12 protein-coding genes are annotated in these 10,465 nt (G+C 70.3%); 5 read left to right on the top strand and 7 right to left on the bottom strand.

The window, feature by feature from the left end:
• From pstC to pstB, 3 genes are all read left to right on the top strand, one after another.
• Positions 1 to 853: phosphate ABC transporter permease subunit PstC (gene pstC, locus AOK18_RS08180; RefSeq protein WP_055570472.1), on the top strand; the 853-nt coding region annotated here is incomplete at its 5' end.
• Positions 850 to 1,908 (top strand): phosphate ABC transporter permease PstA, encoded by a 1,059-nt coding sequence (gene pstA / locus AOK18_RS08185; RefSeq protein ID WP_055570473.1) that lies wholly within the window; start codon positions 850 to 852, stop codon positions 1,906 to 1,908. The genes pstC and pstA, both read left to right, overlap by 4 nt.
• A gap of 51 nt (positions 1,909 to 1,959) precedes the next feature.
• Complete coding sequence (gene pstB, locus AOK18_RS08190) at positions 1,960 to 2,736, top strand: phosphate ABC transporter ATP-binding protein PstB (protein ID WP_055570479.1); 777 nt, start codon at positions 1,960 to 1,962, stop codon at positions 2,734 to 2,736.
• A gap of 165 nt (positions 2,737 to 2,901) precedes the next feature.
• Here the strand turns inward: pstB and AOK18_RS08195 are convergent, their stop codons facing one another.
• Together AOK18_RS08195 and AOK18_RS08200 are read right to left on the bottom strand one after the other, a co-directional pair.
• Complete coding sequence (locus tag AOK18_RS08195; RefSeq protein WP_055570474.1) at positions 2,902 to 3,900, bottom strand: inorganic phosphate transporter; 999 nt, start codon at positions 3,898 to 3,900, stop codon at positions 2,902 to 2,904.
• 8 nt (positions 3,901 to 3,908) lie between these two features.
• A complete protein-coding gene (locus AOK18_RS08200) occupies positions 3,909 to 4,529 on the bottom strand; it encodes a DUF47 domain-containing protein (protein WP_055570475.1) in 621 nt (206 codons plus the stop codon).
• 375 nt (positions 4,530 to 4,904) lie between these two features.
• Here AOK18_RS08200 and AOK18_RS35125 point away from each other — a divergent pair, with 375 nt between their 5' ends.
• Positions 4,905 to 5,270, top strand: a complete 366-nt coding sequence (locus AOK18_RS35125; protein WP_055693890.1) for a metal-sensitive transcriptional regulator — start codon at positions 4,905 to 4,907, stop codon at positions 5,268 to 5,270.
• A 47-nt stretch (positions 5,271 to 5,317) separates the two neighbouring features.
• Here AOK18_RS35125 and AOK18_RS08210 read toward each other — a convergent pair whose 3' ends face one another.
• The 3 genes from AOK18_RS08210 to AOK18_RS08220 all read right to left on the bottom strand — a co-directional run bounded on the left by AOK18_RS08210 (position 5,318) and on the right by AOK18_RS08220 (position 8,210).
• On the bottom strand, positions 5,318 to 5,530 hold the full coding sequence (locus AOK18_RS08210) for a hypothetical protein (protein WP_175400188.1): 213 nt from the start codon (positions 5,528 to 5,530) through the stop codon (positions 5,318 to 5,320).
• Between the two features lie 271 nt (positions 5,531 to 5,801).
• The gene (locus tag AOK18_RS35310) at positions 5,802 to 6,983 is read right to left on the bottom strand and encodes an eCIS core domain-containing protein (RefSeq protein ID WP_079104904.1); all 1,182 of its coding nucleotides are present in this window, start codon (positions 6,981 to 6,983) and stop codon (positions 5,802 to 5,804) included.
• A gap of 342 nt (positions 6,984 to 7,325) precedes the next feature.
• Complete coding sequence (locus AOK18_RS08220) at positions 7,326 to 8,210, bottom strand: SCO4651 family lipoprotein (RefSeq protein ID WP_055693889.1); 885 nt, start codon at positions 8,208 to 8,210, stop codon at positions 7,326 to 7,328.
• A gap of 188 nt (positions 8,211 to 8,398) precedes the next feature.
• Here AOK18_RS08220 and AOK18_RS33255 point away from each other — a divergent pair, with 188 nt between their 5' ends.
• Positions 8,399 to 8,572, top strand: a complete 174-nt coding sequence (locus AOK18_RS33255) for a hypothetical protein (RefSeq protein WP_167738661.1) — start codon at positions 8,399 to 8,401, stop codon at positions 8,570 to 8,572.
• 92 nt (positions 8,573 to 8,664) lie between these two features.
• Here AOK18_RS33255 and AOK18_RS08225 read toward each other — a convergent pair whose 3' ends face one another.
• Positions 8,665 to 9,357: a phosphatase PAP2 family protein gene (locus AOK18_RS08225; protein ID WP_055570478.1), complete on the bottom strand. Its 693-nt coding sequence runs from the start codon at positions 9,355 to 9,357 to the stop codon at positions 8,665 to 8,667.
• Positions 9,358 to 9,567: 210 nt separating this feature from the next.
• The coding region (locus tag AOK18_RS08230; RefSeq protein ID WP_055693891.1) for a C40 family peptidase at positions 9,568 to 10,465 on the bottom strand (898 nt) is incomplete at its 5' end.

The raw sequence follows: 10,465 nt of genomic DNA on the forward strand, positions 1-10,465 counted from the left end.
GGCCGCGATCGCGGCCTTCCTCACCTACCGCACGGTGATCGCGCTCAGCGAGAACGAGGCCAACTTCTTCACCTCGTTCGACTGGAGCCCCACCGGCAACCCGCCGGAGTTCGGCATCGCGGTGCTGGTCTACGGCACCGTCGTGTCCTCGGTCATCGCCATGATCATCGCGGTTCCGGTCTCGGTGGGCATCGCGCTGTTCATCACGCACTACGCCCCGCGCAGGCTCAGCGGCCCCATCGGCTACGTGATCGACCTGCTCGCCGCCGTGCCGTCCATCGTCTACGGCCTGTGGGGCGCCCTCGTCCTGATGCCGCACCTGGACGGCCTCTACGGATGGCTGAACGACTACCTCGGCTGGACCGGCATCTTCGCGTGGAACGGCGGCGTCGCGCGCTCGCTGTTCACCGTCGGCATCCTGCTCGCCCTGATGATCCTGCCGATCATCACCAGCGTCAGCCGTGAGGTCTTCCGGCAGGCGCCGCAGATGCACCAGGAGGCCGCGCTCGCCCTGGGCGCCACCCGCTGGGAGGTCATCCGCATGGCGGTGATCCCCTTCGGCCGCTCCGGCGTGATCTCCGCCTCGATGCTGGGCCTCGGCCGCGCGCTCGGCGAGACGATGGCCGTGGCCATGGTGCTCTCGCCGGTCTTCGACATCAACGCCAGCCTGCTCGACCCGGGCGGCGGCACGTTCGCGCAGAACATCGCCAGCAAGTTCAACGAGGCCAACCCGCTGGGCCGGGACGCGCTGATCGCGTCCGGCCTGGTGCTCTTCGTGATCACCCTGCTGGTCAACGGCAGCGCCCGTCTGATCATCGCCCGCCGCAAGGAGTACTCGGGGGCCAACGCATGAGCCACGCAACCCTCACCCCCACGTCCGCGAACTCCCTGCGCGGCGCCCGGCTCCCCAAGTGGTTCCCCTGGGCCGCCGCGGCCGCCTCCACCGCCCTGGGCTTCGGCATCAGCGGCCTGGCCGGCCTGCACAGCGACATCCAGTGGGCGCTGATCGCCGCGGTCCTGTTCATCCTCGGCTCCTACGCCGTCGCCTCGGCGGTCGAGGGCAAGCGCCAGGCGAAGGACCGCACCGCGACCAGCCTGGTCTGGGTCGCCTTCCTGCTGGCCGTCATCCCGCTGGCCTCCCTCATCTGGGAGACGGTCAAGCAGGGCGTGAAGGTCCTCGACGGCTACTTCCTCACCCACTCCATGGGCGTCGTCGCCGACGCCGAACCGGGCGGCGGCATCTACCACGCCCTGCTCGGCACCCTGGAGCAGGTCGGCATCGCCGCCCTGATCTCGGTCCCGCTCGGCATCCTGACCGCGATCTACCTGGTCGAGTACGGGCGGGGCAGGCTCGCCCAGGCCGTCACCTTCTTCGTCGACGTCATGACGGGCATCCCGTCCATCGTCGCGGGCCTGTTCATCCTCAGCCTGTGGATCATCATGCTGGACATGGGCTACTCCGGCTTCGCCGGCTCGCTCGCCCTGAGCATCCTCATGATCCCGATCGTCGTCCGCTCCACGGAGGAGATGCTCAAGCTCGTCCCGAACGAGCTGCGCGAGGCCTCCCTCGCGCTCGGCATCCCCAAGTGGCGCACCATCCTGAAGGTCGTCCTGCCGACGTCCATCGGCGGCATCGTCAACGGCGTCATGCTGGCCATCGCCCGCATCACCGGCGAGACCGCTCCCGTGCTGCTGCTGGTCTGGGGCACGGCCACCATCAACGCCAACCCCTTCGACGGCCCCCAGGCCTCGCTGCCGATGTACATCTACCTGCAGTACAACAACGGCTCCGAGCCGGCCTACGACCGTGCCTGGGCGGCGGCCCTGACGCTCATCGCGTTCATCATGGTCCTCAACCTCGCGGCCCGCGGCATCGCCCGCTGGAAGGCCCCGAAGACAGGTCGCTGACGCGGCCGAAGGACGAACAGTCAGCGACCCCCGAAAGAAGCAGTGATCCCCATGGCCAAGCGCATCGACATCAGCGGCCTCAACGCCTACTACGGTTCCTTCCTCGCCATCGAGGACATCTCCATGACCGTCGAGCCCCGCTCCGTGACGGCCTTCATCGGCCCGTCCGGCTGCGGCAAGTCGACCTTCCTGCGCACGCTCAACCGCATGCACGAGGTCACGCCCGGCGGCCGCGTCGAGGGCAAGGTCATGCTCGACGACGAGGACCTCTACGGCGCCGGCATCGACCCGGTCTCCGTGCGCCGCGAGATCGGCATGGTCTTCCAGCGCCCCAACCCGTTCCCCACCATGTCGGTGTACGACAACGTGGCGGCCGGTCTGCGCCTGAACGGCAAGTACAAGAAGTCCGAGCTGGACGACGTCGTCGAGAAGTCCCTCAAGGGCGCCAACCTCTGGAACGAGGTCAAGGACCGCCTGAACAAGCCCGGCTCGGGCCTCTCCGGCGGCCAGCAGCAGCGGCTGTGCATCGCCCGCGCGATCGCGGTCGAGCCGAAGGTGCTCCTGATGGACGAGCCCTGCTCCGCCCTGGACCCGATCTCCACCCTCGCCATCGAGGACCTGATCGGTGAGCTCAAGGAGCAGTTCACGATCGTCATCGTGACGCACAACATGCAGCAGGCCGCGCGCGTCTCGGACCGCACGGCGTTCTTCAACCTGGCGGCCGTCGGCCAGCCGGGCAGGCTGATCGAGATCGACGACACGGAGCGCATCTTCGCCAACCCGTCGGTCCAGGCCACCGAGGACTACATCTCCGGCCGCTTCGGCTGACCCGAACCCCTCGCGGTGCTGCATGGCGGTGCCACCGCGAGGACCCGGACGGGCCCGCCCCCCACTACCGGGGGCGGGCCCGTTCGTTCGCCCGTACGGGCATCGGACGCGAGGCGCCGGGTGCGCCGGGTTCCGGATGCCGGCGCCGGACGCGTGCCGGAGCGGCTACAGGAAGGCCAGGTACACGAGCCCGTACGAGGCGGCCGCCACCAAAGCTGCCGCGGGCATCGTGATGAACCAGCCCAGGATGATGTTCTTGGCGACGCCCCAGCGCACCGCGTTCACCCGCTTCGTCGCGCCGACGCCCATGATCGCCGAGGTGATCACGTGCGTCGTCGAGATCGGCGCGTGGAACACGAACGCGGACCCGAACATGATCGTCGCGCCGGTGGCCTCGGCCGCGAAGCCCTGTGGCGGGTCCAGCTCGATGATCTTCCGCCCGAGCGTCCGCATGATGCGCCAGCCGCCGGCGTAGGTGCCCGCCGACAGCATCAGCGCACAGGCGATCTTCACCCAGACCGGGATGGCGTCGCCGTACTCCTCGACGTCCGCGATGACCAGGGCCATCACCACGATGCCCATGGTCTTCTGCGCGTCCTGGAGGCCGTGGCCGAGCGCCATGCCGGCCGCCGACACCGTCTGCGCGATGCGGAAGCCCCGCTTGGCCTTGTGCGGGTTCGACTTCCGGAACATCCACAGGATCGCGGTCATGACCAGGTAGCCCGCGACGAGGCCCACGATCGGCGACACGAACATCGGGATGACGATCTTCGAGAGCACCCCGTCCCAGTACACCGTCGTCCCGCCGGCCAGCGCCGCTCCGACCATGCCGCCGAACAGGGCGTGCGAGGAGGAGGACGGGAGGCCGTAGTACCAGGTGACGAGGTTCCAGGTGATCGCGCCGACCAGCGCGGCGAACAGGATCCCCATGCCCGTCGAGCCCTCGGGGGTCTGGATCAGCCCCTCGCTGACGGTCTTGGCGACCCCGGACCCGAGGAACGCGCCGGCCAGGTTCATGACGGCCGCCATCGCGAGCGCCACCCGCGGGGTGAGCGCGCGGGTCGACACCGAGGTGGCGATGGCGTTCGCCGAGTCGTGGAAGCCGTTCGTGTACGTGAAGAAGAGCGCGACCCCGATGGTCACGATCAGTGCGAAGGTGTCCATGAAGGGGCTCAGGACTCCTTGACGGCGATGGTCTCCACCGTGTTCGCCACATGCTCGAAGGCGTCGGCCGCCTCCTCGAGTACGTCCACGATCTGCTTCAGCTTGAGCACCTCGATGGCGTCGTACTTGCCGCTGAAGAGGTGGGCCAGGAGCTTGCGGTGGATCTGGTCGGCCTGGTTCTCCAGGCGGTTGACCTCGATCCAGTACTCGGTGAGGTTGTCCATGGTGCGCAGGTTCGGCATGGCCTCGGCGGTGAGCTCGGCGGCCCGCACCAGGACCTCGATCTGCTGGTCGACGCCCTTGGGGAGTTCCTCGACCTTGTAGAGGACGACCAGGTCGACGGCCTCCTCCATGAAGTCCATGATGTCGTCGAGGGACGACGCGAGGGAGTAGATGTCCTCGCGGTCGAAGGGCGTGATGAACGAGGAGTTCAGCTGGTGGAAGATCGCATGGGTGGCGTCGTCACCCGCGTGTTCCGCGGCCCGCATACGCTCGGCGATCTCGCCGCGGGCAGGGGTGTCCGCCCCGAGCAGTTCCATGAGGAGTTTCGAGCCCGTGACGATGTTGTCCGCGGAGGCGGCGAACATGTCGTAGAAGCTCGTCTCCCTGGGGGTCAGACGAAAGCGCACGTGGGGTCCTCGGGGTGCATCGGGTTCGGTGTGGCTGATGCTAGGCGCACCGTCCAGCCACGACTACGGGCCGCCCACCAGTGTCACCCATCGGGCAGCGCGGCGGACACGGGGGCGGCCCCGGCTGTGCCACGCCCGGTGCCGACGGCACCGGCCACAGTCCCCCTACCCGGCAAAGTTCGGTATCATATACCCACCAGGGGTATATGTCGCCCGCCATTGCACCAGGAGGACGCGATGACGACCACCGAGACCGGCGCGGACGTGCCCCCCTCCCCGGACGGGCCGGACGTGACGCGGACAACGGCCACCACGGGAACGAAAAGCGTCACCACCGCCCGGAATGTGACCGATCCGACGGACGGTTCCCCCGGCGTGTCGCTCGCCTCCGGCCCCGCCTCCGCACCGGGTCCCGGAGCGGGCTCCGCCCCCGGTGTCGTGACCGACCACGACCGGGGCGTCCACGGCTACCACCACGAGAAGCAAGAGCACCTCAAGCGCCTGCGCCGCATCGAGGGCCAGATCCGGGGCCTGCAGCGGATGGTCGACGAGGACGTCTACTGCATCGACATACTCACGCAGGTGTCCGCCTCCACCAAGGCTCTGCAGTCCTTCGCCCTGCAGCTGCTGGAGGAGCACCTGCGCCACTGCGTGGCGGACGCGGCCCTCAAGGGGGGCGACGAGATCGACGCCAAGGTGAAGGAAGCCACCCAGGCCATCGCCCGCATGCTCCGCACCTGACCCGCCGGCCCCGCACCCGGCCGCCGGGGCCCCGCACCAGCCGGTCGCTACGCCCCGGACCGGTGGGGGCGACGCACCCACGCCCCGGCCACCGGCTCCGTCCGCACCTCGGCCACCCGCAGCACCCTGTCGATGCTCTCCAGGCTGAGCGGTCCCTGGGCGGCGGAGGCGGCGATGATCAGCTCCCCGCACAGCTCGATCTCGGCGAGGGCCACATGGTCCTGAACCAACCCACCGCCGAGCGGAGCCACGCACGTCACCTCGTCCATACGGTCATACGGCCAGAGGCTCCCTAGCGTAGGCAGCCCCATGGGCCCCGCGCATGGCACGTAAGGACTAGGTAGTCCGGTCCGGTCCGTCCGCCGCCGGAACCCCTCCGGCCCCGGCGGCCTCCCCGCGCTCCCGGCGCCGGGGCGCGGGTTGCAGGGAGCCGGAGTGCGCGTGCCCGCGTGCGGGACCGCCGGCGTGGCCGTCGCACCGGGAGAACGTCACTCGGAACCGTTGCCGCCGTCCGCCGGTGGCCGCGGGGCGTCACTTGGTGTTCCGTACGTACCAGCTCTCCCCGTAGAGGTTCTTCCCCGTCGAGTCGTACACCTGCACGTTGCACTCCAGGTGCGAGGGGATGGCGTACGCGTAGTTCTGGTCGATGTCGGCCGCCACCGCGCCGGTCGCTCCCAGTTCCGCCCCGGTCACCCCGTCGAAGTGGGCCACGACCTCGTACTCCACCACGGAGCCGTTCTTGATCTCGTTCTTCACGTTCGCCTCGGCGTAGTGGAGGTGGTTGGAGTTGCCGGTCTTGGTGAGCGGCGTCAGGTTCGTCAGGGTGTTGCCGGGGCCTCCCAGGTTCTCGTTCAGGAGATGGCCCTGCACCATGTTCCGCGCGAACCAGGCGCCCGTGGGCCCGCTGTTCGCCGCGGGCCACCAGGAGGGTTTGACGCTCGGGCTGCTCCCCCTTCCCAGGGATCCGGGGTGCAGCTCCGCCTTCATGTACGTGCCGACGCCGTAGGTCAGGCCGCCGTACGCCACCTGGTGATTGCCCGTGTAGGCCCGCTGGACGGCTCGCGAGACCTCCGGTTCGGGCCCGGCGGCCGCGGCGCCGTCCGCCCCCTCCCCGCTCACCGTCCTGGTGGGGGCCGACCCGGCCATCACCCGCTGGGCGTTGGCCTCGGCCTCGCGCTCGAAACGGTCGGAGGGGTCGCTCACCCGCAGCCCGTCACCGTTGTCCGCTCCGGCGACCGGCCCCTGGCGCTGCTGGATGACGTGCGTGAGCTCATGGGCGAGCGTGTGCTTGTCACCGCCGCCCTCGCCGAGGACCACGTGGCTGCCCGAGGTGTAGGCGCGGGCGCCGAGCTCGGCCGCGGACCTCTTCGCCGCGCTGTCCGCGTGGATGCGGACGTTGGAGAAATCGGCTCCGAGACGCGCTTCCATCTCGCCGCGGAGCGCGCCGTCCATCGGCTGCCCCGGGTTCCGCAGGACGTCGTGAGCGGTGGAGCGCTGCACCGCGGGCTGCTCGGTCCCGTGGTGGCAGCCGGGGCCGTGCTCGTGACGGTCCCGGGCCCACGCGTGGCCGCTCTGCCGGAGCATCTGGACGACCGCGGCGTTCCCGGCGGCGCCCTGCAGGCCGAGGAGCCCCCGGTCGGCTCTCGGAGCGGTTTCGGAACGGTGTGGGGCGGCGGGGCGGTGACCCGCTTTGCGCTCAGTCTCCTTGTCCATGGCTGATGCCAATTCATTCACTCCTCAGATGACGGAACCTCTCGTTCTACCCGGCCCGGCCCCCGTGGCTCCAGGGACGCAGGGGCAGTCTTCGCCCGATGCGCGGGCACGCTTGCGCCACCGTGTGGACGAATACGACTCATACGACGGATGCGTCGGATACGTCGGATGCGACGGATGTGACGGAGCAGTGGCCTTCGGAGGGCCCGGCTCCGGACAGGCCCGGCGCGAATCCGGCCTCGCGGTTTCGAGGCCGCGAGGCCTCTCCCCGCCCGCCGGTCATCGCGGCCCGGCCCGCCCCTCCTTCGCGGCCGGCCCGTCACCCCTTCGTGGCCCGGCTCGTCATTCCCCCGCGCTCCGACCGGTCGTTCCCTCGCGGTCCGGTCCGGCGTAGATGTCGCCGGCCTCCGGGAGGCGTACGTCGACCGGGGCGCCGAAGTCGTAGAGCAGGGTGGTGGAGGCGACCGCGACCGGCTGTTCCCGCTCCCCGTTCACGAAGCTGAACCGGTGGCGCACCTTGCGGATGCGCCCCTCGTCGTCCAGGTAGACGTCGAAGGGGACCTCGGCGGTGGCGAACCCCCTGGCCGCCGCGCCCAGCGACCCCTTGTCCCCGTCGGAGGCGACGCGGGCGGCCTCGCGCAGGTCCGCCGTGCCCCGGTAGTGCCGCACCTCGGCGCCGGCCAGCTCCGTCCGGCCCACGAAGGTCGCGGACCGCGCCCCGCGCAGCAGCTCGGCGGCGGTGAACGGGTCGGTGGCGCCCCCGGTGACCAGGTTCCCGTCGGACAGGGTGCCGGTGTCCACCCGCACCCACTTGTCGGCGGGCACTCCGGCGCCCCGGTTCTTCATGAACAGCGCGCCCGGTGCGAGCAGCTCGGTGACGGACCGGTGCGCCGACGCCCCGGACGGGTCCTGCGGCAGCAGCACCTTCAGCCGGCCGATCCGCTTGCGGTAGTCGTAGACGCCCTCCCCGCGGATGGTCACGCGGGTGCCGCCGGTGGCCAGCTCCATGGACGTGCGCGCCCTGGAGCTGCCCGAGTCCACCAGTGCGTCCGCGGCCTCCCGCACGGCGGCCGCCACCTCCCCGGCGGCCGTGCCGCCGTCCCCGTCGCCGCCGGCGGTCCCGCTGCGGCCGCACCCCGAGACACCTCCGAGGGCCAGTCCGCCGGTCACCCCGAGCGCGACGACCGCGTCACCGATCCGCGTACGCCTCGGTCGCCGTCCGGCCATGGTCCGCCCACCCCCGCTCCGTCCGCCACGGGACACCCTTCCCCAGGGTCAACGACCGGTGGGGAGCCCCGTCACGGACCCGTCACCGGCCTCCTCGCGGGCCCGGTGCGGGCCGCGCCGGGAAACCTCACCACGGACCTCGGTACGGGGCGTGTCACGCGGCCCCGGCCGGGCGGTACCGTGGTCGGGTGGAACAGCAGAGCACCAAGGAGCACCCCCCGGGGCATTCCCCGGAGCACCTGATCACCACCGCCGAACTGGGGCCCTTCTGCTTCGCCCGCTGCAGTTGCGGCTGGCGCGGCCCCGCGCGAAGAGCCAGGAGCCTCGCCCGCACCGAGGGCCGGAAACACGCGATGGGGTGACCCTCCCCGGGTACGCACCCGGAGATCACCCCACCGATCGGTCCGCGCCTCCCGCGCTCCGCACGCGGCGCGGGAAGAGGCGTACCCGCGGCCTACGCCGCCAGGTCCCGCCCGTCCGTCCGTGACGACCGCGCCTCTCCGGGCGTCACCCGTGGGTCGGCCTGTCGCCCTTTGATCAGCCACGCCCCTCGGCGCGACTGTTCGATCGACCGCATCAGCGGGGTCAGCAGCGCCATGGCGGGCGGCGACAGGAGCAGGGCGACCGAGGTGCCGAGCGCGAGTCCGCCCACGACGTCCGTCGGGTAGTGCACGCCCATGTAGACCCGGATGAACCCGCCCAGCACTCCGAAGAACAGGCCGATCATCCCGAGCCGCCGGTTGGCCAGGAACAGGCCCACCGCCAGCGCCATGCAGAGCGTCGCGTGGTCGCTGACGAACGAGTAGTCGGTCTTGCCGTCGACCAGGACCTCGAGGCCCTCGTGGTCGTAGAAGGGTCTGCGCCGTTCCACGAACCCGCGGATCGGCACGTTGATCAGGACGGCGACGCCCGCCGCGAGCGGGGCCCACACCAGGGCCGCCACGGTCGGGGCAGCGTCCTCGCCGCCCCGCTTCCTGACGCCCCACCAGCACCACAGCAGCATTCCCAGCAGGGCGAACAGCAGGCCGAACTCGCCCACGAACTCCATGACATGGTCGAACCACGGTGGCGCGGCCTTCGCCAGGCCGTTGATGTCGTACAACAGGTCGACGTCGGGGTTCGACCCGGAATCGGCGAGTCCAGCCATTGGTGCTGAGGCCCCTTCGTCATCTCTCTCGGCGCACAGTGCGATACGCCATTCCGCCACCCCCGTGGTGTGTAGATCCGCTGACTGTTCGGGCTACGACAACAGGAACGCACGGCTCCTGCCCGTACGTTCCAACTCCACTGAATGATCACGCAGACGTTATCGAAGAGAGATTCGTCGTCGCAGCTCAGGGGGCCGGTTCAGCGGCCGTCAGACCGTGGTGGGGAGTGCTTTCGCGCCATCTTCGGTGACGCGGGTGGCACCAAAGTAGTCAGGTGTGTCGATCGGGTCGAATCGGATGACCGCACCGGGACGCGGCGCATTGATCATGTACCCGCCGCCGACATAAATGCCCACATGCCGGATCGCCCGCGAATTGGTGAGGTCGTCCGAGAAGAAGACCAGATCGCCGGGGAGCAGTTCCTCCCGCGCGGGATGCGGTCCCGCGTTGTACTGGTCGTTCGCCACCCGCGGCAGCGTGATTCCCACACTCTCGTACGCGGCCTTCGTCAGCCCCGAGCAGTCGAAGCGTCCTCCCTGGTCGGCGGTGCCGTTGCCGCCCCAGAGGTAGAGCGTGCCGAGCTTCTTCTGGGCGTAGGCGATGGCTCCGGCCGCCTGCTCGGACGGGTCGACCCGGCCGACCGGGGCGGCGAAGCTCTTCTCCAGCGAGAGGATGCGCTGCACGTAGTTCTGCGTCTCCTTGTACGGCGGCACACCGCTGTACTTGATGACCGCGTACGCCCCCGCGTTGTAGGAGGCCAGCATGTTTTCGGTCGGATTCCCCGGAACGTCCTTCACGTAGCCCGCGAGGGCGCAGTCGTACGTCGCCGCCGACGGGATCGCGTCCTTCGGGTCCCACACGTCCCGGTCCCCGTCCCCGTCCCCGTCGACCCCGTGGGTGGCCCAGGTGCCGGGGATGAACTGGGCGATGCCCTGCGCCGCCGCGTGGCTCTGCGCCTTCGGGTTGAACCCGCTCTCCTGGTACAACTGCGCGGCGAGCAGCGCCGGGTTGATGGCCGGGCAGAGGTTGCCCCAGGTCGCCACGAGCTTCTGGTACTCGGCCGGCACGGCCCCCTTCGCCAGCGTCTTGGCGGCCCCGCCCCCGGCC

The organism is Streptomyces prasinopilosus (assembly GCF_001419695.1).
Taxonomy (GTDB): domain Bacteria; phylum Actinomycetota; class Actinomycetes; order Streptomycetales; family Streptomycetaceae; genus Streptomyces; species Streptomyces prasinopilosus.